The 24,040-nt window shown below is 34.7% G+C and carries 21 protein-coding genes, 20 tRNA genes and 1 rRNA gene; 6 read left to right on the top strand and 36 right to left on the bottom strand.

Translation table 11 applies throughout. The annotated features are described in order from the left end of the window. Nucleotides 1–4: 4 nt before the first annotated feature. The gene (locus LC076_RS09805) at nt 5–2,422 is read right to left on the bottom strand and encodes a heavy metal translocating P-type ATPase (protein ID WP_226668078.1); all 2,418 of its coding nucleotides are present in this window, start codon (nt 2,420–2,422) and stop codon (nt 5–7) included. 70 nt (nt 2,423–2,492) lie between these two features. Continuing rightward, a complete protein-coding gene (copZ, locus tag LC076_RS09800) occupies nt 2,493–2,699 on the bottom strand; it encodes a copper chaperone CopZ (RefSeq protein ID WP_226668076.1) in 207 nt (68 codons plus the stop codon). Nucleotides 2,700–3,289: 590 nt separating this feature from the next. Here copZ and LC076_RS09795 point away from each other — a divergent pair. Next, the gene (locus LC076_RS09795; RefSeq protein WP_226668075.1) at nt 3,290–4,123 is read left to right on the top strand and encodes a DUF4097 family beta strand repeat-containing protein; all 834 of its coding nucleotides are present in this window, start codon (nt 3,290–3,292) and stop codon (nt 4,121–4,123) included. A gap of 167 nt (nt 4,124–4,290) precedes the next feature. On the opposite strand, the gene LC076_RS09790 is transcribed toward LC076_RS09795, so the two are convergent. The 24 genes from LC076_RS09790 to rrf form a co-directional block, all read right to left on the bottom strand. Then, nucleotides 4,291–4,722 carry a ferritin-like domain-containing protein gene (locus LC076_RS09790; RefSeq protein WP_226668072.1) on the bottom strand — a complete coding sequence of 144 codons (432 nt, stop codon included), beginning with the start codon at nt 4,720–4,722 and terminating at the stop codon, nt 4,291–4,293. A 387-nt stretch (nt 4,723–5,109) separates the two neighbouring features. Beyond that, complete coding sequence (locus tag LC076_RS09785; RefSeq protein WP_226668069.1) at nt 5,110–5,580, bottom strand: hypothetical protein; 471 nt, start codon at nt 5,578–5,580, stop codon at nt 5,110–5,112. Nucleotides 5,581–5,744: 164 nt separating this feature from the next. Beyond that, nucleotides 5,745–7,025, bottom strand: coding sequence for a DUF2254 domain-containing protein (locus LC076_RS09780; RefSeq protein ID WP_226668067.1), 1,281 nt, complete (start codon nt 7,023–7,025; stop codon nt 5,745–5,747). 289 nt (nt 7,026–7,314) lie between these two features. After that, a tRNA-Arg gene (locus LC076_RS09775) sits at nt 7,315–7,388 on the bottom strand. A gap of 37 nt (nt 7,389–7,425) precedes the next feature. Continuing rightward, nucleotides 7,426–7,500: transfer RNA gene (locus tag LC076_RS09770), tRNA-Asn, on the bottom strand. An 18-nt stretch (nt 7,501–7,518) separates the two neighbouring features. Continuing rightward, nucleotides 7,519–7,595, bottom strand: a tRNA-Ile gene (locus tag LC076_RS09765). A 12-nt stretch (nt 7,596–7,607) separates the two neighbouring features. Continuing rightward, nucleotides 7,608–7,681, bottom strand: a tRNA-Gly gene (locus tag LC076_RS09760). Nucleotides 7,682–7,689: 8 nt separating this feature from the next. After that, nucleotides 7,690–7,763 (bottom strand) — tRNA-Cys (locus LC076_RS09755). Nucleotides 7,764–7,770: 7 nt separating this feature from the next. Further along, nucleotides 7,771–7,845: transfer RNA gene (locus tag LC076_RS09750), tRNA-Gln, on the bottom strand. A 33-nt stretch (nt 7,846–7,878) separates the two neighbouring features. After that, nucleotides 7,879–7,954, bottom strand: a tRNA-His gene (locus tag LC076_RS09745). 21 nt (nt 7,955–7,975) lie between these two features. Next, a tRNA-Trp gene (locus tag LC076_RS09740) sits at nt 7,976–8,049 on the bottom strand. A 90-nt stretch (nt 8,050–8,139) separates the two neighbouring features. Beyond that, nucleotides 8,140–8,223 (bottom strand) — tRNA-Tyr (locus tag LC076_RS09735). 18 nt (nt 8,224–8,241) lie between these two features. Beyond that, a tRNA-Asp gene (locus LC076_RS09730) sits at nt 8,242–8,318 on the bottom strand. A gap of 108 nt (nt 8,319–8,426) precedes the next feature. Continuing rightward, nucleotides 8,427–8,503 (bottom strand) — tRNA-Met (locus tag LC076_RS09725). An 81-nt stretch (nt 8,504–8,584) separates the two neighbouring features. Further along, nucleotides 8,585–8,677, bottom strand: a tRNA-Ser gene (locus tag LC076_RS09720). 7 nt (nt 8,678–8,684) lie between these two features. Next, nucleotides 8,685–8,758: transfer RNA gene (locus tag LC076_RS09715), tRNA-Ile, on the bottom strand. Nucleotides 8,759–8,789: 31 nt separating this feature from the next. Next, nucleotides 8,790–8,863, bottom strand: a tRNA-Met gene (locus tag LC076_RS09710). Nucleotides 8,864–8,894: 31 nt separating this feature from the next. Beyond that, a tRNA-Ala gene (locus tag LC076_RS09705) sits at nt 8,895–8,970 on the bottom strand. A 21-nt stretch (nt 8,971–8,991) separates the two neighbouring features. Continuing rightward, nucleotides 8,992–9,068, bottom strand: a tRNA-Pro gene (locus tag LC076_RS09700). Nucleotides 9,069–9,086: 18 nt separating this feature from the next. Beyond that, nucleotides 9,087–9,163 (bottom strand) — tRNA-Arg (locus tag LC076_RS09695). A gap of 117 nt (nt 9,164–9,280) precedes the next feature. Then, nucleotides 9,281–9,369 (bottom strand) — tRNA-Leu (locus LC076_RS09690). Nucleotides 9,370–9,389: 20 nt separating this feature from the next. Further along, a tRNA-Leu gene (locus LC076_RS09685) sits at nt 9,390–9,475 on the bottom strand. Between the two features lie 51 nt (nt 9,476–9,526). Continuing rightward, nucleotides 9,527–9,602 (bottom strand) — tRNA-Val (locus tag LC076_RS09680). A 29-nt stretch (nt 9,603–9,631) separates the two neighbouring features. Then, nucleotides 9,632–9,747 (bottom strand): 5S ribosomal RNA (gene rrf / locus LC076_RS09675). Between the two features lie 298 nt (nt 9,748–10,045). Here rrf and LC076_RS09670 point away from each other — a divergent pair. The 4 genes from LC076_RS09670 to LC076_RS09655 all read left to right on the top strand — a co-directional run bounded on the left by LC076_RS09670 (nt 10,046) and on the right by LC076_RS09655 (nt 12,303). Continuing rightward, a complete protein-coding gene (locus LC076_RS09670) occupies nt 10,046–10,309 on the top strand; it encodes a DUF1292 domain-containing protein (RefSeq protein ID WP_264191488.1) in 264 nt (87 codons plus the stop codon). Between the two features lie 14 nt (nt 10,310–10,323). Next, the gene (locus tag LC076_RS09665) at nt 10,324–10,707 is read left to right on the top strand and encodes a hypothetical protein (protein WP_226668065.1); all 384 of its coding nucleotides are present in this window, start codon (nt 10,324–10,326) and stop codon (nt 10,705–10,707) included. 20 nt (nt 10,708–10,727) lie between these two features. Further along, on the top strand, nt 10,728–11,993 hold the full coding sequence (locus LC076_RS09660) for an erythromycin esterase family protein (RefSeq protein WP_226668063.1): 1,266 nt from the start codon (nt 10,728–10,730) through the stop codon (nt 11,991–11,993). Nucleotides 11,994–12,108: 115 nt separating this feature from the next. Beyond that, nucleotides 12,109–12,303, top strand: a complete 195-nt coding sequence (locus LC076_RS09655; protein ID WP_226668062.1) for a hypothetical protein — start codon at nt 12,109–12,111, stop codon at nt 12,301–12,303. A gap of 289 nt (nt 12,304–12,592) precedes the next feature. Here the strand turns inward: LC076_RS09655 and LC076_RS09650 are convergent, their stop codons facing one another. From LC076_RS09650 to LC076_RS09635, 4 genes are all read right to left on the bottom strand, one after another. Then, a complete protein-coding gene (locus tag LC076_RS09650; RefSeq protein WP_226668060.1) occupies nt 12,593–13,324 on the bottom strand; it encodes an ABC transporter permease in 732 nt (243 codons plus the stop codon). Further along, complete coding sequence (locus tag LC076_RS09645) at nt 13,317–14,237, bottom strand: ABC transporter ATP-binding protein (protein WP_226668058.1); 921 nt, start codon at nt 14,235–14,237, stop codon at nt 13,317–13,319. Before LC076_RS09645 ends, LC076_RS09650 begins: the two co-directional genes overlap by 8 nt. Before the next feature lie 91 nt (nt 14,238–14,328). Further along, the gene (locus LC076_RS09640; protein ID WP_226668055.1) at nt 14,329–15,339 is read right to left on the bottom strand and encodes a sensor histidine kinase; all 1,011 of its coding nucleotides are present in this window, start codon (nt 15,337–15,339) and stop codon (nt 14,329–14,331) included. Further along, complete coding sequence (locus LC076_RS09635) at nt 15,329–16,039, bottom strand: response regulator transcription factor (protein ID WP_226668053.1); 711 nt, start codon at nt 16,037–16,039, stop codon at nt 15,329–15,331. The genes LC076_RS09640 and LC076_RS09635 overlap by 11 nt, the downstream gene beginning before the upstream one ends. 237 nt (nt 16,040–16,276) lie before the next feature. Between LC076_RS09635 and LC076_RS09630 the strand changes: the two genes are divergently transcribed. After that, nucleotides 16,277–17,215 (top strand): 3'-5' exonuclease, encoded by a 939-nt coding sequence (locus LC076_RS09630; protein ID WP_226668051.1) that lies wholly within the window; start codon nt 16,277–16,279, stop codon nt 17,213–17,215. Nucleotides 17,216–17,243: 28 nt separating this feature from the next. On the opposite strand, the gene LC076_RS09625 is transcribed toward LC076_RS09630, so the two are convergent. From LC076_RS09625 to LC076_RS09600, 6 genes are all read right to left on the bottom strand, one after another. Then, nucleotides 17,244–18,302: a hypothetical protein gene (locus tag LC076_RS09625; RefSeq protein WP_226668049.1), complete on the bottom strand. Its 1,059-nt coding sequence runs from the start codon at nt 18,300–18,302 to the stop codon at nt 17,244–17,246. A 141-nt stretch (nt 18,303–18,443) separates the two neighbouring features. Next, entirely contained in the window at nt 18,444–19,733 is a 1,290-nt protein-coding gene (locus LC076_RS09620) for an aspartate aminotransferase family protein (RefSeq protein WP_226668047.1), read from the bottom strand. Between the two features lie 85 nt (nt 19,734–19,818). Then, complete coding sequence (locus LC076_RS09615; RefSeq protein ID WP_264191487.1) at nt 19,819–21,090, bottom strand: peptidase; 1,272 nt, start codon at nt 21,088–21,090, stop codon at nt 19,819–19,821. A 26-nt stretch (nt 21,091–21,116) separates the two neighbouring features. After that, complete coding sequence (locus LC076_RS09610) at nt 21,117–21,779, bottom strand: 3-oxoacid CoA-transferase subunit B (RefSeq protein WP_226668045.1); 663 nt, start codon at nt 21,777–21,779, stop codon at nt 21,117–21,119. Between the two features lie 62 nt (nt 21,780–21,841). Further along, the gene (locus LC076_RS09605; protein ID WP_226668043.1) at nt 21,842–22,525 is read right to left on the bottom strand and encodes a CoA transferase subunit A; all 684 of its coding nucleotides are present in this window, start codon (nt 22,523–22,525) and stop codon (nt 21,842–21,844) included. Continuing rightward, nucleotides 22,522–23,901: an aspartate aminotransferase family protein gene (locus tag LC076_RS09600; protein ID WP_226668041.1), complete on the bottom strand. Its 1,380-nt coding sequence runs from the start codon at nt 23,899–23,901 to the stop codon at nt 22,522–22,524. Before LC076_RS09600 ends, LC076_RS09605 begins: the two co-directional genes overlap by 4 nt. Nucleotides 23,902–24,040 lie beyond the last annotated feature (139 nt).

Raw genomic sequence — 24,040 nt, 5'->3', positions numbered from 1 at the left:
TTCATTAAAGTTTTACTCGTTGTAATCGCAATGCATTTAAAACAACAGATACTGAACTAAATGCCATTGCAGCTCCAGCTAACCAAGGTGCTAGGAAGCCTAATGCTGCTACAGGAATTCCAAGAGTATTGTAGGCAAAAGCCCAAAATAAATTTTGTTTAATGTTTCTGATTGTTCTTTTACTCATGAAGATTGCATCAACGATACTGTTTAAATCACCGCGCATTAAGGTAATGTCAGCTGCTTCCATCGCTACGTCTGTACCAGTTCCAATTGCCATGCCAATATCAGCAGTTGCGAGGGCTGGTGCATCATTGATTCCATCCCCAACCATCGCAACGATTTTACCTTGTTTTTGTAATTTTTTTACTTCTTCTGCTTTTCCTTCTGGCAACACTTCTGCGATCACTTGATCAATGCCTGCTTCCTTAGCAATTGCTTCAGCAGTGAGTTTATTGTCACCTGTAATCATTACCACTTCAAGACCCATATCCTGTAAACGTTTGACTGCTGACTTTGAAGTATCTTTAATCGTATCAGCAACCGCTACTAAACCTGCATACTTATTATTGATGCTAATTACCATAGCAGTTTTTCCATTTGCCTCAAGCTGCTCCATCGTTTGTTGAGCTTTTTCAATCGACACGCCGAACTTAGTCATTAACTTTCTTGTACCAGCTAAAACGATCTGACCATTCACTTTAGCTTTAATGCCATAACCTGGTATTGCTTCAAATTCTTCAACTTCAACAAGCGTAATATTTTTTTCTTGAATTCCTGACACGATTGCTTGTGCTAGTGGATGTTCAGATTGCTTTTCTGCAGAACCCACTATTGCTAAAAACTCTTTCTCATCAACGTCTTTTTCAACTAAAATATCTGTTAACACAGGTTGACCATTAGTAACAGTGCCTGTTTTATCTAACAATATGGTTGTTAAACGATGTGTTCTTTCTAGATGTTCTCCACCTTTAAAGAGTATGCCGAATTCAGCAGCTCTTCCTGACCCAGCCATAATCGAAGTTGGTGTTGCAAGTCCTAAAGCACAAGGACATGCAATGACTAATACTGCGATTAACTTCTCCAATGCTTCAGCAAAATCTCCTGGAGCAACAAAGAAAAACCATACTAAAAATGTAATAAAAGCAATTGCTACAACAATTGGTACGAAAATACCTGAAATTTGGTCAGCTAAACGTTGAATTGGAGCTTTTGATCCTTGAGCCTCTTCTACAACCTTAATAATTTGTGATAGTGCTGTATCACGTCCTACTTTTGTTGCTTTAACCTTTAAAAATCCATTCTTATTAATTGTGGCTCCTATGACAGAATCACCGATTGTCTTATCAACAGGTACACTTTCACCAGTTAACATGGATTCATCTAAAGCTGATCGACCATCTATAATGACTCCATCAACTGGGACTTTTTCACCTGGTTTTACATAAACAAGATCTCCAACTAATACATCTTCAAGAGCAACTTCTATTTCAGCACCATTTCTTTCAACTAAAGCGGTTTTCGCTTGTAGGCCCATTAGCTTTTTAATAGCTTCTGAAGAACGTCCTTTTGCTTTAACTTCAAATAATTTACCTAAAATAATTAATGTAATTAAAACGGCACTTGTTTCATAATAAAGTTCAACCATGTGAGCGTTACTTCCAATTGAGATTATCGATAAATATAAGCTATAAAAATATGCTGCAGATGTTCCTAATGCAACAAGTACATCCATATTTGCACTTTTATTTCTTAACGCTTTAAAAGCACCTACATAAAACTGCTTTCCTACAATAAATTGAACTGGAGTAGCTAATGCTAACTGAACCCAAGGATTCATAAACATCTCTGGTAAATAAATAAATGATGTAAAGCTAAAATGACTAACCATAGCCCATAATAACGGAATAGATAAAATCAGTGAGAATATAAATTTGCCTTTTTGTGTTTCTAATTCTTTTGCTTTAAGATCTGCTATGTCTTCTTTTTTCTCACCTTTTTGATTGGCTTGATATCCTAACTTTTCAACTTTTTGAATCATTTGTTCAACACTTGTTTGAGCAGGATCATACTCGACTGTCGCACTCTCTAATGCTAAATTCACTGAAGCATTCATCACACCATCCAATTTGTTTAGACCTTTTTCAATTCTTGTTGAACAAGCTGCACATGTCATACCGATAATATTTAACTCGACCCTTTCATCTAATACCTCATATCCTAAATTCTTTATCTTCTTCTTTATTACATCGACATTTGCTATAGTTGAATCATATTTAATCAATGTTTTCTCAAGAGCAAAATTCACAGTTGCTTCTTCTACTCCTTCAATCTTGTTAAGTCCTTTTTCTATTCTTACAGCACATGACGCACAAGTCATTCCTGCTATAGGTAATGTAGTTTCCTTTATTGTTTGAGCCAAAATTAACCCTCCTTATACCTTTCATCTGTCCATTCAATGAATCTCAAATGCTATCTGATACAAGCATTTATCACTTTACACCATACCCCTGATCTTCAATTACTTCCTTTATCTCAACTAATGAAACAGAAGTAGTATCATATTCTACATTTACTTTTCCTTCACTTAATAAAACCTCTACATTTGATACTCCAACCAAGTCGCCGACACTGCCTTCAATTGATTTTACACAATGTCCACAAGACATTCCCTCTACAACTAACATTGTTTTTTCCATAATTTATTCTCTCCTTTATTTTCTAATTAATTTATGAATTGTTCCAAGCAATTCTTTCTTTGGTTGATCATAATGAACGCTTATTTTCTCAATATGAGTAAGAACAGAACTCTATCTCCAGTGTGTCATTTTCGTTAGCAATTTTCATTTATATTGCCTCCTTGAATATAATATACTATACCCCCCCTTACCTATGTAAAGTGTTTTTCTAGAAATTTTACCCAACATTTCTATTTAAAAAAAGATTGTTTAGTAAGCACTTTGTTGATTAAGCTATTAGAAAGGTATATTAAATGGAGAAACACTGACACAAGCTTACGATGGAGGCGCCCTGACCTAAGAAGAATTGTACTTTGAAAAAGCCGCTAATTTGGCTTTTTCATTATTCTTCCACTTGGAAAAAATGGGGCTATTTTTTCCAAAGGATTAATTGCACGAACAGATGTGGAACTTTCAATTAAATGAATTCTTACTAGCACATACGGCTTAAGTCTTACATACATTTAAAGCTATCGTACATTGATGCCTTAATTGGTTTTCTATAGAATTAACTTATATTAAGTGAATTTCTTTGAGAGAGGGTATATATAATGAAAAAATTTGTATTGTTTTTATTTTTTGCAGGTGGTTTATTGCTTTTAATTTTCACAAACACAGCATTGGGAGAAAAAGATAAAGAGCGAGCGGTATCAGATAATATAAACACCATTAACATTGATGTATCAGGTATAAGTACTACGATTATTCCAGATAATCGAGACTCGATTAAGGCTGAGTTAAAAGGAAAAGGAGAGATGACTATAAGAGAAACAGGTAATACAATAAAAGTAGAATATAAATCAAAAAATTGGTTCAATGGTCTTTCAATCTTTGATAAAAGTAAATTAACAATTTATATTCCAAAAAACTATAATCAAAACCTGTTAATTGACAGTGGATCTGGAAGTATGACGTTTGATGGAAATCACATGGAATTGAAAGAATTACTTGTTAACTTGAGTTCAGGTCATATACAACTAAGTGATTTTAAAACGAATCTATTTAAAATTGATGGCTCATCCGGTAATGTAAATATTGACTCATTAACAACGAATAAAGGTGAATTTGAAATAAATTCAGGAAATTTAGATGTGAAGGATTATAGCGGTGAAGTAAAAGTAGAGCTTTCTTCAGGTAACATGGATATGGAAATAGTGAAATTAATTAGCACAGTTGATATAAAAGTAAACTCTGGATTTGTTGAACTTGATTTACCTTCAGAAGCTAATTTCAAAATAGACGGTAAAATTGGTAGTGGAAACATCACCTCAACATTTAACTTAAGTAACTCTGAAACTACTAAACATAAAATGATGGGAGTTCATGGATCTGGAGAACATGAAGTGAAATTAGATGTTTCAAGCGGTAAAATTGAAATTAAATAACCTATCAACAATAGGATATCTTTAAGACTACCTCTTTTAGATATCCTTTCTTCTTTATTGAATACTTCATAAACAGACTACATTTAAAACAAACACAAATTTAACATAATTTAAGAGCTATAATTAATTTTCTTTTCTGGTACCCCCATTTTTCAAATTCTTGAAGTTTATTGAAGAAAACTCTCTAATAATTTCACATGTTGTCTATCTTTATCTAAGATGTTTTCAATTAGCTTTCTACTTTCTGCATCTAAGTCTCCTCGTACTAACTCTTCAGACAAGTCAATTCCATAATAACTTTCACCTTTACGAGCATTATCTATAATACCTTGAACAGAATCCGGAATCATCATTTGACTTATATAACCTTGTACTGACCCGATTAACCCTTCAGAATCAACAGGTGTTCCTCCAAGATTTTGGATTCTTTCTGCTACTAGTAGAGCATGCTGCTTATGATCTTGTTGAATTTCTTGAAACTGATTTTTTATAGATAAATCTTCAAGCTTCTCTATATAATGTTCATAAGCATGGATACCCATGTATTGTCCTTTTAAAAATTTATTTAACGTGTTTAAAACAACCTTAGAATTTTCCACATAAATATCTCCTTAATTGACCATTAATAAGGCTCTTTTCTGAAAAATTGTTGCTATTTAACCTAATTTCCTGTTAGTAACTATTTTTTTATCATATATAAGTACTATTCTAAGAAGAAAAGATGCCACTAGACTTTTTACAGTGTTGATTTCTTTATATGACTAAAAGCAACAAACTTTACGAAAACAGCCATTAATAATGACATTTTTTAAAAAGTTAACCCACTTCTTTATTATCAAAGGCTCTTTTCCGAACGATTGTTACTAAATTCTCTAATATAGCCGTTAAACATTGTTCTTATTGCATAATAAGTATTATTGCATTAAGAAAAGATGCCACCATGCTTGATAAACTGCTGTTAGTTGGAGTTGTTAAAACAAAAAAGTTTACGAAACAGCCTTATCAAAAAATTGATCCTTTAAATATTGAAAGAAATATAACAGAAGTGATTTAATCATAAACAATAATGATAAATTAATCCTTTTTAGACGAACCAAGGAACCAAGTCCCAATTTCTGAAAGATATTCATAAAATAATACGTGAATAGAGAATCGATAATTAAATTAACGATAATAAATCTCGTGAATTTTCCATATGTAAATTTCAATATCCAAAGTGAACCAATAAAGAAAGGTCCAACAATTAGTGGGATATCTCTACTAATCTTCGGGTGTACACTCTCATAAAACCACCACCACTTGCGTTTTTTTGCTATATACCCTTCGATTTTAACAACTATTGAAATGAGCAAGCTTGCAGGAAGATATCTTTTAAATGACTTTTTATCAAAAAATACGATAGAAAACCAAGGAATAATCATTACTAATGATAAAATTAACTTAGGATATTTATACATAAAGAATCTCCCCCCTATTCAGGTATAATATCTCCTGAATAGAGGATTATTATGTCACTTTTGGTTATTTTTTTATACAGTGCACCAAAGCTATGTTTAAAAAACACTAGAAGGCAAGAATTTTACAACATTAGTTCTTGCAATATTAAGACGTTTTATGTAGCCTATTTTAGAAAAGCTTCTAAATGGCTTTTTTTCTTTTTTAACAGCTGTTGATCAATCTCTGGAAAGGAGTTTATATCAATTTTCTCAAGTATATATTCACTAAATTCAACCGATTTTGTGATAATTGTTTCAGTATTACATTCTGAAATCTCCAACAATGCATCAAATATTGCTACTAAGATGGAAATGTCTTTTTGCCCATAATGACAAATTTGATAAAAGGACGACCTTACAATGTCTTCAAATGGCCTTTGTGGTATACAAAGCACGGGTCGTTTTTCATCATAATATGCCATAAAACTCCCATCAAGTTTGCTTACTTCCTTTAAACATAAACTTAAATGCCTTATACAATCTATAGCAGTATTTGGATCATTAATTCCAGGCGAAATAGCTCTAAGTGCTATCTCTGTTAATTGTTGTAATCCAAAATCTACATCTTGCATTGTAGTCCTTTCATTACCAAGTGTGATCTCTTCTAAACCCTTTTCACCTATTTCTCCATTATAATGAATGGTGATTACTTTTTTATCTAATGATAAAAAACTCCCTATTTGGTGATGAATTTCTATAAAATAATCCTCTTCACACGCATTTTTACACAGAGTTTCCTCATCAATTAGTTGTATATAACCAATAATATCCTTGTTTTTGATTTCTAATGTTTTAGAATATTGATTATGTAGTGGAACATTCTTTACAATTGATATGCCCTCATTATTTTCAATTTTTCGCTTTTGCATATGTATTGTTTTACGCACATCATCTGTCAGCTTTTCAATTAATTTACTTACCCTAACTGATGATGCAACATGATGTATGAAATATGCAAAAATACCAACACAAATAGACGCAATTACAACACTGCTTGTTGCTGCTAATACATAACTCTCCGATTTTTCCTTCATAAATAGTAACGAGAAAATTGAATAAACAAATCCCCCTATAAAAATTCCCAGTACGCGCATTGTTACCCGATCTCGTATAAAATTCTGAAGAGTTCTAGGGGAAAATTGAGATGAATATGTTGTAAGTACAACCATGATTGTTGAAAATGTAATTGTTGTCATTGTAAGAAGAGAGCCTGCAATTGTTGATAATATCGTTTTAGCAAGATCGCTATTAATTGAAAGGTATTCTTTTAAAATGGTAGTATTATGTAGAAAGCTGAACTGATCCAGAAATGACACTAATGCAGCTAAAAAAAATGCTACTATTGAAAATAGAGTTGGTAAAAGCCAAACTCTACTTTTTACAAATAAAAAAAGTTTATTAAACACTATTTTCCTCCAATTACCTTCATTTTTCTAATTCAATACCCTATTATCTCTATATTGAAACTTACCTTCTTTTTAAGAATTGGCTCTGTTAAACTTTGTTGTTGATTTTCATTGAAGGCATTCGCTTTCCCGTGAAAAAGTACCTCTTTTCCTAGGGAAGAATAATGAAAAAGCCCAACTTCCTGCTTTTTCAAAATCGTTCATTAAGTCATCATTATTCTATAAACAAAACAAACCTTTTATGTGAGAACTCAAAAAAAAGTGTACCCATAAAGAGTACACTTTTTTACGCGCCTTAGAGGATTCGAACCTCTGACCGACGGCTTAGAAGGCCGTTGCTCTATCCTGCTGAGCTAAAGGCGCAATATGAGATTTTAAAAAGTCTTTTTTGACATAAAAATGGCTCCGCAGGTAGGACTCGAACCTACGACCGATCGGTTAACAGCCGATAGCTCTACCACTGAGCTACTGCGGAACAAATAAATATGTAAAATGGTGGGCCTAAATGGACTCGAACCATCGACCTCACGCTTATCAGGCGTGCGCTCTAACCAGCTGAGCTATAGGCCCAATTATCATAATTGGAGCGGGTGAAGGGAATCGAACCCTCATCATCAGCTTGGAAGGCTGAGGTTTTACCACTAAACTACACCCGCATTTAAATTGGAGGCACCACCCGGATTTGAACCGGGGATAAAGGTTTTGCAGACCTCTGCCTTACCACTTGGCTATGATGCCTAAAGTATGGCTGGGCTAGCTGGATTCGAACCAACGCATGTCGCAGTCAAAGTGCGATGCCTTACCGCTTGGCTATAGCCCATTAAAATCTTTAAATTTATAAGTACATAAAAAATGGGGCGACTGATGGGAATCGAACCCACGAATGCCTGAACCACAATCAGGTGCGTTAACCACTTCGCCACAACCGCCACAATATATTAATGTTTAATTGGCAGGGGCAGTAGGAATCGAACCCACATCAAAGGTTTTGGAGACCTCTATTCTACCGTTAAACTATGCCCCTAAAGTATATCATTTCTTCCACTAATGAATGTTATTTTCGCTTCGCGGTACAAGATTAAATGTATGTTATTTTCGCTTCGCGAAAAAACATTGGTGGAGGGGGGCAGATTCGAACTGCCGAACCCTAAGGAGCGGATTTACAGTCCGCCGCGTTTAGCCACTTCGCTACCCCTCCATATTTGTTTCATAAAAATGGCGGTCCGGACGGGACTCGAACCCGCGACCTCCTGCGTGACAGGCAGGCATTCTAACCAACTGAACTACCGGACCAAGTTTTTTTCACAAAGTGAAAATAAACATCCTTGCACTTATAATTCGAAACTAAAGTGAAAATAAACACCCTTGCACTTCCAATTCAAAACCGAAGTGAGAAGAAATTGGTTGCGGGAACAGGATTTGAACCTGCGACCTTCGGGTTATGAGCCCGACGAGCTACCAGACTGCTCCACCCCGCGATAATATAATTAAAAAATCATCAAGTAATATATATTATAGATATCAAGATATATTTTGTGACTAATTACTTGAATTTATTATGGAGGAGGAAGGGGGATTCGAACCCCCGCGGGTTTTGACACCCCTGTCGGTTTTCAAGACCGATCCCTTCAGCCGGACTTGGGTATTCCTCCGTATAAATGGACCCTGTAGGACTCGAACCTACGACCGGACGGTTATGAGCCGTCTGCTCTAACCAGCTGAGCTAAGGGTCCAGTTTAAATAAGAACATAAAATTTTTTAAAATAGCGGCGGAGGGAGTCGAACCCACGACCTCACGGGTATGAACCGTACGCTCTAGCCAGCTGAGCTACACCGCCAAGGCTAATATGAATTTCTTTTCACTTTCATTGGTGGAGCCTAGCGGGATCGAACCGCTGACCTCCTGCGTGCAAGGCAGGCGCTCTCCCAGCTGAGCTAAGGCCCCATTAATATGGGAACTTTAGAATGGTCGGGAAGACAGGATTCGAACCTGCGACCCCTTGGTCCCAAACCAAGTGCTCTACCAAGCTGAGCTACTTCCCGTTATTAACAAGCAACTTTTGGCGCGCCCGAGAGGAGTCGAACCCCTAACCTTTTGATCCGTAGTCAAACGCTCTATCCAATTGAGCTACGGGCGCTAAGATCTTAAATTTTCTTACAAAAAACGCTTATTATTAAGGATTTCATTTCAAAAACATAGCGTTATTTTCGCTTCGCATATTAATGTACGTTATTTTCGCTTTGCGAAAAAACGTTGGTGCCGAGGACCGGAATCGAACCGGTACGGTAGTCACCTACCGCAGGATTTTAAGTCCTGTGCGTCTGCCAGTTCCGCCACCCCGGCACTATTTTTTATAGCTTTTTTGGTGCGGGTGAAGGGACTTGAACCCCCACGTCATAAAGACACTAGATCCTAAGTCTAGCGCGTCTGCCAATTCCGCCACACCCGCATGGTGTTTTTTTATTCATTCAGTTATTTTCCACTTCCGTGAAAGAAAACATGGTGGAGGATGACGGGATCGAACCGCCGACCCTCTGCTTGTAAGGCAGATGCTCTCCCAGCTGAGCTAATCCTCCATTATTTATTTATAAATATTAGTAAAACCGCCTGGCAATGTCCTACTCTCACAGGGGGAATCCCCCAACTACCATCGGCGCTGAAGAGCTTAACTTCCGTGTTCGGCATGGGAACGGGTGTGACCTCTTCGCCATCATTACCAGACAATTATTAGCGACAAATAATATTATAATTTGTTCTTAGAAAAAATCAAGAGTTTTTTTAAAAACATTTTTGAAAGCCACCATTTCGTGGCAGGAATAACAATGTACCATTTCAAGTTGAAAGTGTCAACACGTTTTCGAAATTAGCTCTTCTATTCTATTTTGTGCAAATCATCAGCAATATTTATCTTAACATCTCTTACTCTAGAGATAAAGTTCCTTTTTATCATATCTAATAAAAATAATGAAAAAACTTTATTAGGGTAAAAATATCGTTATAAGTTATGGAGGAGATTACTATGATTAACCAACATGAAAGAGATTTAATAACAGTCGTAGATGAAAAAGGAAATGAAAAACAACTGATCGTTGAGGCTTTATTTAATTTGGAAAATGAAACTTATGCTTTATTTCAAGAAAGTGAGGATTTCAATCATACGTTTATCATGCAAGTCGAAGATGAAGAAGATGGGCAGTATCTTGTTCATATAAACGATTTTAATAAAAAAAATCTCATACTAGATGCCTATGAAATAGCTGTTGATGCTAATCCAGCTGATTAGAGTTGGGAGGAATCATGAAAGAAGATAACAAAGTTATTGATGTAATTGATGAACAACTCAAAAAAAGAAAAGACAATGAAATCAATGGAATGTTTTTCACTAAAAATTTTAGATCTCCTACCGCTGAGGAATGGTATATCTTTTTACCAAGTTACAAAGATCCTTTAACAGGTGGTGCGCCAGGTAAAACAATTATCCATTACAATCTTTTCGATACAAAACATATCTTTATTAACACAACAATTATTTTTGATGACCCTGAACTACATAAAAGTCATCTCCATCATCTCGTTTACTCGATTTCAGACGAAATTGTTAATCGATTAGTTGGTTATGCTGATACTCTTTTGTCTGTTCACTCTGGAGAAAATTCCTACAACGCACTATATAAACAATAACCAGAAAAAGGTGAAAGATAGTGAACCAGAATTTAATTCAATCTATTAAAGATCATGCTGTGCCATTAAAAACTGTAAATGATTATGATGTTTTATTAACCGAAGTTACTGAACAAACTCTCGTTTTATTAGGTGAATCTTCACATGGCACTTCAGAATACTATAAAGAAAGAACCAAGATTTCAAAAAAACTAATTACTGAAAAAGGATTTACTTTCCTTGCAGTTGAAGGTGATTGGCCAGCTTGTCATAAAGTAAACAGATATATAAAAGGTTATGACAAAGAATCGACAAATGCTCGGGACGTATTAAAGTCATTTAATCGTTGGCCAACTTGGATGTGGGCAAATGAAGAAATGGTTGAATTAATTGAATGGTTAAAACAATACAATCTCACCCAACCAGCTGAAATGAAAGTTGGTTTTTATGGAATCGATATTTACTCTTTATGGGAATCGATGGATGAAATCATTTCCTATTTAGAAAAAGCGAACTCCCCCCTTATTGAAGCTGCTAAACAAGCTTTTTCTTGTTTCGAACCATTTAATCGAAAACCTGAAAAATATGGAATATCTGCTTCTTTTTATTCAGAAGGATGTCACGATGAGGTCATAAAGCTTTTAAGTGAAATCTCTTTAACTAAAACTCAAATTAAAGATAAAGAAGAAAACTCGTTAAGTCTAGAAATAAATACACTAATTACTGCAAATGCTGAAAATTACTATCGTACAATGGTTATAGATGATAATCAGTCTTGGAATATTCGTGATCAGCATATGGTACAAGTAATAAATAAAATTAGGGAATTTCAAGGTGCAAATGCAAAAGGGATTGTATGGGAACATAATACTCATGTAGGAGACGCACGTGCAACAGATATGCTAAGTGAAGGTATTGTGAATGTTGGACAGTTATTACGTGAACAAAAAGGGAATGAAAAGGTGCTAATTGTAGGATTTGGTACTCATCGTGGGACGGTAACAGCTGCTGAACAGTGGGGAGTTGACACAAAAAGCATGATCACCCCTCCTGCACAAGAAGGAAGTTGGGAAGATGCAATGCATAAAGCTGGTCCATTCGATAAAATTCTACTGTTCAACCAAGGTAATAGGGCTCTTTTCAATCAAACAATAGGACATAGGGCAATCGGGGTTGTCTATAACCCCCAATATGAACAATACGGAAACTATGTACCATCGGTCATGTCAGAACGATATGATGCTTTTATATACATTAACAACACGAAAGCTCTTCAACCATTGGAATTCGAGGAAGTTTTCTTATAATGGATTTTAGAAATGTTCCATTTTACTCCCTAATTTTTCAAAAGTAAAGTCTAGAAATAAAATCTCACCTTGTTATAATGCATATTAGATATATTAAAGCAAAAGGTGGGCACTTATGGGGAACACATGTAGGTATGTTGTTAATGCGGTTGGTAAATGTGGCGAAACATACTATACCCAAATTAATTCAAAACAAGAATTACAAAGCTGGATAAAAGATCATAGAGAAAAACTATTAATGGATGAATTAAAAATTGTCGATCGAAAAATGCCACCACTAATAAATTGGCTTTTCCGCGCTAGAGGATAAAAGAACATAAACGCAATCGCCTTGAACCTCTGGCAATCATTCAATGTAGAATTAAAATCGCTCTTTGCCTTCAATTCCAAATTGGCCCATAACCTAGGAGAGATTGCACTTTGAATTAGCTAGCTCTTAATTTCTATTATTTTCTTAGAAAAAAAGTGTTAGTTTCCCTCCTAGAGGCGCTAGGCACTGAAGATCAGTTCCAAAACTAAGTACAATTTTTCAAAATACTTTTAGTGCACAAGTCGCTTAATATTCTATTTTATTATATTAGATATCAACTCTTCTAATATTAGATATCAACTCTTCTAAAATATACAAAAGAACCGATAAATCCTACTAATGAGGTACATGCAATAATAAGATAAGATACTAAAGGATCGTAAGTAGGTAAAAGTGTATTGTTTGATATATCACCTGCAGCAGCCCACGGAAACAATCCTCTTTGTTCTGAACTGCCTCCCATCACGTTTAACATCGTAATAACAATTGTAAAAATAATCGTTGGAACATAGTTTTTTGACACTAACGTAACAAAGATGATTGGTGAGGATAAGATAAATAATAGACCTGCTCCACTACTAAATTGTCTGATGGACTTAAATAGTAGGTTAATGGTCAATCCTTCAAATTGAAAAATCACTCCTAGACTGAGCGTTAAGATCCAAGAAATGAAGGTTAACAAACATATCCATGTAAATAACAAGGTAATTTTACTTACTAAAAAACTTGTACGTGATACAGGAATGGTTAAAAGATTTTTTAACGTATCTTCCATATACTCACGTGTGATAAGGTAGGCTGTTACAACACCATACAATGGTACTCCTAGTACCAAAACAGTGTATAAATTTGTTTGATAAAATAGCTCCTCAAATGCTACATAAACATCTGCTTTTGTCTGCATATAAATATAGGAGGCAACAACAACCATAAATGGTGCCACAGCAGCACCAATTATACTTAATAAAAACATCTTTGATCGCTTTAACTTTAATAGTTCTGTCCATAATAAATTAACCAATTGTGCCACCTCCTACTAATTTTGTAAAATACTCTTCTAATCGATCTTCACTCATTGTTAATTTTGTCACTTCTATCTGATGAGCGATAAGCATAGTGTTTATTTTTCCTTGCATACCTAAATGTGAATAGATACGAATGATAGCATCATCATGGACCTCATAATCTTTTATTTCAAACTCTTTTTCTAGGAGCAACGCGGTTTTATTTTCATCATTCACTTGAAATTCCATGTATTTTCGATTCCTTTTTCTAAGCTGTTCAAAAGAAACCTCTTCAAGAAGCTTACCTTCATGAATAATTCCCATACAATCAACTAGCTGTTCAACTTCTGATAATATGTGACTAGATATAAAAATTGTCATATTTCTTTCTGTTGCTAACGTTTTAATAAGCTTGCGCATTTCTTTAATTCCAATTGGATCTAAGCCATTCGTTGGTTCATCTAAGACTAATAGTTCTGGATAATGTAATAATGCTCTAGCAATACCTAGTCTTTGTTTCATTCCCAGAGAATAGTTACCGACTAACTTTTTTGGCTCTTTTTGTAAGCTTACAATTTCTAACGCTTCTTCAATCGCATGTTTTTTGTGAACACCCATAATTTTTGCATTAATTAATAAGTTTTCTTTCGCTGTCAGATTTTCATAAAAACCTGGTACCTCAACAATCGAACCAATTCTTCTTAATATTTGTTTCTTATTCTTCTCTAACTTTTCTCCAAAAAGCTCAACTTCCCCAAATGATGGTTTTATTAATCCTAGAAGCATACGAATAGTTGTTGTTTTACCCGCTCCATTTCTACCAAGAAATCCATAAATATCGCCTTTATTAACCGTTAAATTAAGTGAGTCAACAGATTTCTGTTTTCCATAAACTTTCGTTAAATTCATTGTTTTAATAATAGTTTCCATAAGTTACCTGCTTTCTATTAGCTTATGATTTTAGTATAAGCAGGAGTTTTTAACTGCCCTTTAACTAATTCTTAACTGTTTCTTAATTTCTCTATTTTTCACACTTTGGCAAAGCAATAGCAAAGGTTGTTAAAACAGATGGAATACTTTCTGCCCAAATACGACCATTATTTTTTTCGATCAATGCCTTTGCAATAGCAAGCCCTAGGCCACTTCCGCCAGAGGAAAGGTTTCTTGAGGAATCCACTCGATACATTTTTTCAAATACATACTCTAAATCGGTTGTTGTTAAGCCTGGTCCTCTATCCCATATGATCAACTGGTATTCCTCATCATCTTCAAATAATTTTACACCAAGGACATTTCCAGACTTTCCATAGGTAATAGCATTTTTAATTAAATTCGATACAATTCTTACTACACTAAAATAATCTGCTTCTACTAAATAAACGGAGTCAGGAATTTCAATTTCAACCTTTAACTCTAAATTCTTTATTTGTGGTAGAAATTCAATAAGTATTTCTCTCGTTAGTTCCGTAAAATCAATTTGTTCCATTTTCATCGTTAGTTCATCTGCATCTAGTTTTGCAAGATTGAATAATTCTTCGATTAGACTCTTTAAATTGTTTGACTTTCTCGAGACAATCTCTAGATATTTCTCCTTTTCAGATTGTGTTGTGGCAATATCTTGTTTAATGGCATCAACATAACCAATGATCGATGTAAGTGGAGTACGAATATCGTGTGAGATACTGGAGAGAAGACTTTTTCTTGACGCTTCAGATTTAGCTTTATCCGACTGAAGATTCTCCAATTTTTCAATAAGATCATTTACTGAAAAAATAATTTCGTTAACAATCGGATCATCGTTAGCTAAAAGTTTTGTATGATAATTGCCACTTCTTGCTCTCTTTATTTCTGCATCTAATTGTTTCAACCTCTTCCTGAATTGGAAATGTATGTATACTAAAACAGATGATACAAAACTTACAATGATATATAGAAAAATTGTTAGTATGCTAACTTCTTTATACATGACAAAAAGGATCGTAATAACGATCCATTGAACACTTAGTAATATACCAATTACATTAAAATTCATTTTTTTCACCTACAAACTTGTACCCTATTCCCCACACTGTTTGAATATATTGTGGATTTGAGGGATCATCCTCGATTTTTTTTCGAAGTTTTCGAATATGTACCATAACGGTATTATCATCTTCTATATAGTTGCTATCCCATACTTGACGGAATAGTTGTTTTTTTGTAAATACCTGCTCTGGGTGGGACATGAAAAGCTTCAGTAATTCAAGTTCTTTTGCAGTTAGAGATATTTCTTGATTTTTAACACGGATCGTATATTTTTTCAAATCAATAGATAACCCTTTATAACTTAAAAGACTTTCCAATGGAGTGTTTTCACTACCTAAGACTAAAAACCTTCTCATTAACGCTTTTACTCTTGCTACAACTTCATTCATACTAAATGGCTTTGTAATATAATCATCGGCCCCTATTGTAAGACCTAAAATTTTATCAATTTCATTGTCCTTAGCCGTCAACATCAAAATCGGCACATTTGAGTGACTTCTTATTTGTTGACATACTTGTATTCCATCAAGCTTTGGCATCATCACATCTAAAATAAGCAGGTTATATGATGCTCGATCAAAGTATGTTAATGCTTCTTCACCATCACCAACAACATCCACTTGAAAAAATTCCCGCTCAAGATAAGCTTTTAGTAAATCTCGTATCTCTTTTTCATCATCAGCAATTAGCACTCGTATATTAGACATTTCTCCACCTGTTTCTACTCTCTTATTAAACTATATTACCTCTCATTTTACCGTAATTATCCACCAAGATAAGAGTGTAAATATTCGACAAATTTCGATCTGTTATCAGTAAACTCTAATTTTCTAAAGGATACGTAAGAGCTAGTTATTACATTTTTCTAAGCCATTAATTTACAATATTTTATACTTTTACTTCTTTGTCTTCCCTTTTATAATGACAAAATGGAGGTGAAACGAATGGCGGATATAAAATATTTCGTCTTTTTCGATTTTGAAATGCTATGCTCTGATAAAGGAATGTCATACGAAATGATGGAAGCCATTCGTTTAGGTGCGGTAAAATATGATCATGAAACAGAGAAAATTGACTATTTTGATCAATTTATTAAACCAATAAATACAGAGCCTCTATCAGATTTTTGTAAATCACTAACTGGTATTCAAGATGAACAATTAGCTAACGCAAATGATTTCAAAGCAGTTTTTTCTGATTTTCTTAATTGGATTGGTGGGATGAAAAAAGCCAGATATTTCTCTTGGTCTACAAGTGATTTATCAAGATTAAGATTTGATTCCATATCCCATGAAATTCCACCAGGTACAATTAGAAAAATAGAGAATAACTATATCGACTTTCAAGCGACGTTTAAGAAGAGAGTATCAAAAGGAAATATATCTGTAGAAAATGCTTTATCACTTTATCATTTACCTTTTATTGGAGAAGCACATAATCCGATGTATGATGCTTATAATACATTGCGCATTTATCTCTCGTTCTTAAATAATCCAATTGAATCTGACTTTATTATGTTCAAGCACTTCTTTAATGAAGAAATCGAACAAAAGCTAATTAACATAGAAAACATCAATATTAATCTAGCTGAGCATTTAGTGAAAGACTCTTCTATGTTAGTTAATCAATTAAGAGATACTTATCGTTTGAAAGACGCAAAGAAGTTATTAAAGCCCATAAAACGAATTGTAGAAAAATATGAAAATATCATCGTAAATCGTAGCGGAATGTTTACAAAGGAAAACATTGAATATGCAGAGCTGTTAAAAACTTTATACCATGAAGTTCTCACTCAATACGAAGAACATTATTCCTATAATTCTAGAATCATCATTTTTCATGACCATCTACTTAGCTCACTCAATCACAAATCGCATCAATAAAATAAGGCTGATGATGATCTCACCAGCCTTACTTCATTTTTTCAATGATTGCATGATAAAAACCTGTAGCATCATCTGGGCGTATATGAACTTTAGATACTTTATTTTTAAAACCGTACATATATTTGGCCTCAATAGGTTTGTAAAATTCTATTTCAAATGCAGGTTTTTCTTTAGTCAAATCAGGTAGAACCGCATCAAAGACTGTTTTACTTTCTTTTGAAGATAGTTTCTCAGGTCCATCATACGGATGTATAGACTTTATACTTTCAAACGGTACTGTTAATCTTTTTCCTAAACCTACTTGTAAATATAGATAGTTGTTTGTTATAACTACTGGATTTAAACGGATCGCTTGAATTTCCCCTATAAAATAAATAAGGGCATATATATTTAAAAATAATAAAATGTAAGCGAATATTGCATTCCAAGAATGGAATAAAAAATGTAAACCAACAGATTCAATAACAAGGGCATGTAAAAGCATAATATATAACGCAATCACACTTGTTTTTTCATGTAAAGTAAATACTTGTTGATTACTATTGAATACAACTCGTTTTGTTTTCCAAGAAAAAAAGCTATAATAAAACATCGAAATCTCTGAGGAGATAATATCTAATAAGCGGGATGGTTTTAATTGTTTAGAAAAAGATTGCTCTAAATTATTTTGGAAAAATGGCACCTGCAATTTTGTCATACGAATATGACTGATAATAGAAGGTAAATGTCTAATCAATTTGAAAATAACATAAACTTCAACGAATAAAAATGCCCCTTCTCCAGCTAATACGATATATTTCACAAAAGAGTATGATTCAAGATGTCCATAAGGAATGATTAGTAGTGCTGCACCATAGCCAACTAATGCCATTGGTAACATGTATTTCAATGAATACTTTTTTCTCATTAAAAAGAAGTAAATGATGAGGGGAATCACGATCATAAGATCTATTAATGATCCTAGTGCTATTTCATTTGGTAGCGGTTGCATAAAATCCAGACGATAAATCAGTGTATTAGACAAAACGATAAGTGCTATTACAAAAACAACTAACCACCATTTCTTTTTTTGTAAAGCAAGCATATAAAATTCCTCCTTACATAATTCTTTATAGCTTAATTATACCTTAGGTAGGTAGCGAAAAATGGAAGGAAGATTACAACTTTTTTACAATATTATGTCTTTTTTTCTATTCGTTTAAAATAGAATTTCATTCTATTCACATCACCCTTGAATTTCTATAATCGTCTCATGAAGGATTGAGGTAATTTTCTTTATTTCTTCAGAGTTAATGATAAGTGGTGGAGCTATAACAACAGTGTCCTGTCCATCAAAGGTAACAGACCGACATATAAGTCCTTTTTTCTGTGAATTTTCTACGATTAACGGGGATAAAAGATTCCTACAATTATTTTCAAATTCAATTGCTCCCATCAAACCTAACCCTCTTACCTGTTTAACAATCTTATTGTTAATTTTTAACGCTTGAAGTTCTTTAATAAGGAGGATGCCCATCATCTTAGCATTTTCCACTAAGTTTTCTTTCTCAATTAATTCAATGTTTTTTAATGCTACAGCGCAAGCCATCGGATGCCCACTATACGTATATCCATGTAAAAATGTTCCTGTTGATTGTTGCTTAAACGTATGAAAAATATCTTCTGAAATCATAACACCCCCTAGCTGTGCATACCCACTTGTCACTCCTTTCGCAAAGCACATCACATCAGGCACAACACCATAGTGATTAATTCCGAACCAGCTCCCGGTTCTTCCGAAGCCTGTAATAACTTCATCTGTTATAAATAAGATTTCATGCTCATTGCAGATTTTCCTTATTTCTTTAAAATAATTTTCATTAGCAATATGAACACCACCAGCTCCTTGAACAGGCTCTGCAATAAATGCGGCAATTGTATCAGGCCCTTCTCTTTCTATTAGTTCTTTTAATGCTTCAGATTTTAGAGAATCAACATGGAGAAAATCTGGTGCTAAAGATGTTGTGAAATCACGAAAAGGCTTTAAACCAGTGGCGCTCGTTGCACCTAATGCAACACCATGATAGGATTTGGATCTAGAAATAATCTTCTTTCGCTCAGGTTTTCCCTTTAGGAGCCAATAATGACGTGCCAATTTGTATGCAGTATCATTCGCCTCAGATCCACCAGAGGTGAAAAAAGTCGCAGTTAGATCACCTGGAGCTAATTTTGCAAGCTTATTGGCAAGTCGTATTGCAGGTTCGTGGCTAAAATTCGCAAAACAAGAACTATAAGCAAGCTTTGACATTTGTTGCTTTGCCACTTCACCAAGCTCGTTTCTGCCATGCCCAATATTCACATTCCAAAGAGAGGACATACCATCTATCAGTAGATTTCCTTTGATATCTTCAAGATAAATACCTTTTCCAGTCTTAAAGATAAATGTAGGACCAAACTTTTGTTGCTGTTCAATAGAAGAAGTCGGATGCAAAAAATATTTCTTATCGAGCTCCTCTAGCTCATGATTATAATCCATCTAATATCACTCTTTCTCTACAATGTTAGTCAATTTACATTTCGACAAAAAGAGACAAATACCAGGACGTGACAGGCACTGAGCATCAACTACACCATTCGACTATTGTTAAAGCGATTATTTCTGCTGCTTCAAACACTTTATCGATTTCGATGTATTCATTTGGATAATGGGCTTTTTCTGTAATTCCTGGACCAAATACGATTGTTGGTGTGTTTGCTACATTTGTGAGTAGGCCACCATCGGTTCCCCAGGGTGATGCCTCTATTTTTGCTTGTTCACCTGTAACTTCATGAAAGCAGGTAGATAAACAATTCATTAACTCGTGATCGATATTTATTGAACCTGGAATCCATCTTGCACCAAACCATTCTAATTCAACTGGACTTTCGTCAAACCATAGATTTATTTCACGAAGTTTTTTTAGCCAATCAGTCATTTCTTTTTTTGCTTCTTCCATTGTTTCATCAGGAGAGATTCCTATTCTTCCTTCCACCTTCACTATATCAGCTACTGAAGATGGCCAATCCCCACCTTCAATTTTCCCTACATTAATGGGAATTGGAATGGGGATATTTTCATAGAGTATATCCGTTATCTTATTATTTCTTTGTTTTTCTAATTCTCCAATATGATTGACAACTAGAAATGACTTTTCAATTGCACTTACCCCTTCATAACGAGTACCTCCATGGGCAGAACGACCATGGATAGTTATCCTAAACCATAATGAGCCTTGTTGCTTTGGGAATATTTTCATATTTGTAGGCTCAGGAATAATAGCTGCATCAGCTCTATACCCTCTTTCTATTGCTGCAAGAGTACCTAGTCCCCCACTCTCTTCTTCTATTACACTTTGAAAGATAACATCCCCTTTTAATGGTATACCTAATTCACGAATAGCAGAAATGGCTAATAATAGAGCAACATTTCCACCTTTCATATCTGTTGAGCCACGACCAAAAAGCTTTCCATCAATAATTTCTCCACTAAATGGATCATGAATCCATTGGGCAATATCTCCTTCCGGAACAACATCTATATGTCCATTTAAAATGATCGACTTTCCTCCACCAGATCCTTTCAAAACTCCAACTACATTTGGACTTTCTTTAAAATTTATTCGTGAACAAGCAAAGTAAGGATGCTTTTGCAGTTTCTCCCCATCTGGTTCCCACACATCTATTTCTAACCCGATTTTTTCTAAAGTCTTGATAACAATGTCCTGCGAGTCTTTTTCATTTTTTTGAGTACTCTTAGCTTGCACCAAGGCTTTTAATAAATTGATACCATCTTCTTGGTTTGATGTTAACCATTTGTTAATCATATCCTTTATATTTTTTCGCTGTGAGTTCAAATGAAAACACCTCTTTTCTTCATAAGCTAGTGGATGATTTTTATATTTTCAGAGATTTGCAAAGAAGCTTCTGTGCTTAAAATTACATCTTCTATAGTATTCGGACTCAACACTTCCTTTAAAAGTAGTCCCTGGTTTGTTACTTCAATGACTGCCATATCTGTCATAATCATACTTACACATCTCTTTGCTGTTAAAGGTAACGAACAGGTTTGCAGTATTTTCGGTTCACCTTTTTTATTACAGTGGTTCATAACAACTATTACTTTCTTTGCCTTTTTTGCTAGCTCCATTGCCCCACCGATTCCAGGAACTCTTTTTCCTGGAACAATCCAATTTGCTAAATCTCCTTTCTCACTAACCTCAAGTCCACCCAGAATTGTAAGATCAAGATAACCTGATCGAATCATCCCAAAAGCTGTCGCACTATCAAAAAAAGATACACCAGGAATCGTCGTAACAGGAAAACCTCCAGCATTACAAAGCATCGGGTCCTCTAACCCTTTTTGAGGAGACTTCCCTATCCCAAGAATCCCATTTTCCGAATGAAACATAACCTTGATATGTTGCGGGAGGTGATCTGGCACAAGTGAAGGTATCCCAATACCCAAATTCACAATCATACCATCCTGAATTTCTTCAGCAGCTCGCTTTGCAATTCGATTTCTTATATCATGTTTATCAATCACTTCTTACACCTCCCTTTAATTAGGCTAGTTCAACAAAAACCGGGGCGTGACAGTCACCACACCTATTGCCAAGCCCATTTCCAATCTATCCCCTTGCTCTGAATAACAAGGTCTATATATACGCCTGGTGTGATGATTGCTTCTGGATCTAGCTCACCTAATTCAACGATTTCTTCTACTTCTGCAATTGTGTAGCGACCAGCCATTGCGACAAGTGGATTCGTGTTCCTTGCACTAGTTTCATAGATAAGGTTTCCGAATGTATCAGCTTTTTTCGCGTAAACAATTGAAACATCTGCAGTTAATGCAGTTTCTATTAAATACTCTTTTTCAAGGATCATTACTTTTTGTTTTCCTTGCTCAACTATACTATCAAGACCAACATCTGTTATAATCCCTGCAATTCCTACACCACCAGCTCTAATTCGTTCAGCTAATGTACCTTGTGGACTAAACTCAACTGATAGTTTATTCTCAAGCATTAATTGACCAGCAACTGGATTTGAGCCAATATGCGAAACAATTAACTTCTTTGCTCTTCCTTGACTTACTAACTTACCTATACCAATACTAGGAAACCCCGCATCATTCCCAATTAACGTTAAATTCCTAACTCCTTTATCAAATATAGCTTTTATGAGTGTTGGTGGATTTCCAATCCCACCAAATCCACCAAACATTAATGAGGAAGAATCATTGATATGAACTAATGCTCGATCTAAGCTTCCTATTTTATTTCCGCTCACTTTTCTTCCCTCCTTAATTGGTCCAGTTCGTTTTGCACATCCAAAACAGCCTCTATAAAAATAGCAATAAGCTGATCAATTTCATGTTTTTTGATAATAAACGGAGGAGCTAGAATAACCGCGTCTCCATAAGCTCCTTCTTTTCCTGCTGCAGAAGGATAGACAAGCAGTCCTTTCTCTTTTGCTTTTTTCACGACAGAATTTGTTATTGAAATGCTTTTACTAAAGGATTGTTTTTTTTCTTTATTTGAAACAAATTCAACACCTATTAATAGGCCTATACCTCGTACCTCTCCTATTATTTCAATCACTTTTGAAGCTGTCTTTAGCTTTTCAAGCATATACTCTCCATTTGTTTTCACTAAATCTATTAAAGAATGATTTTCTATAAACTCAAGGACTGCTAAAGCAACTGCTGCTGATTGAGGATTAGCACTATACGTATGACCGCTCATAATTGAATTAGAACCTTTTATTATCGGATCCATAACTTTATCACTTACAAGTGTCGCAGCAATAGGTGCATAGCCAGCACTCATTCCCTTTCCAAGAGCAATAATATCTGCATCGACACACCAATGATCTAATCCAAGCATTTTTCCTGTTCGACCAATTCCTGTCATCACTTCATCAGATATAAACAAAATCTGATGATTATCACATATCTCCCTTATCTTCTGGTAGTAACCTTTAGGAGGAATAATCACTCCTCCTGCAGCGCCAACAATGGGCTCCACGATAAAAGCAGCTATATTTTCAGCACCCTCCCGCAATATTGCTGTTTCTAATTCTTTTGCACAAGCTAATTGGCAAGATGGGTGTGTTAAATTTAATGAACATTGATAACAGTAAGGAGCCGGGACTGTAGGATAATCTTCTAAAAGAGCTACAAAACGTTCACGTCTGCTCACATGTCCTGACATTGATAAAGCACCGATCGTGATGCCATGGTAACTAACCCAACGTGAAAGAATCTTTTGCTTTTTATTTTTTCCTTGTTCTTGCCAATACTGAAGTGCAACCTTAAGTGCTGTTTCAGTTGCTTCAGATCCACTATTAACAAAAAAAGACCAATAATCCTCATTTGCACCAACAAGTTGATTTAATTTTAAAGCAAGCTTTTCTGCTGGATCTGATGTGAATTGAGAACGATAAACAAAAGAAACATTTTTAGCTTGATCAATCATGGCCTCAATAATCTCAGGAATGGCGTGACCTATACAAGCTGTGACAGCACCAGACGATCCATCTATATACTGTTTGCCTGTATCATCATAAAGATAAATCCCCTTTCCATGTGTTGCAATGGGATATACCTCGTTCAAATTTGGCTTAATTAAAAATGACTTCACTAAAAAACCACCTCTTTTCTCCATACATCATAAATTGTTTTTCTACGTGGTATTCATAGCTTTTTTAGTCAATATGGTTTTGTAGGAAACTAATATAGATAACTTCTGCTAGAAAATCCCTTCTACCGATAACCAACAAGCTAGCGAACCTTGGGTGGTTGTT

The sequence above is a fragment of the Metabacillus litoralis genome, assembly GCF_020524045.1.
In the GTDB taxonomy this organism is placed as follows: Bacteria; Bacillota; Bacilli; order Bacillales; family Bacillaceae; genus Metabacillus; species Metabacillus litoralis_C.
This window is presented reverse-complemented; position numbering and strand designations above follow the sequence as displayed.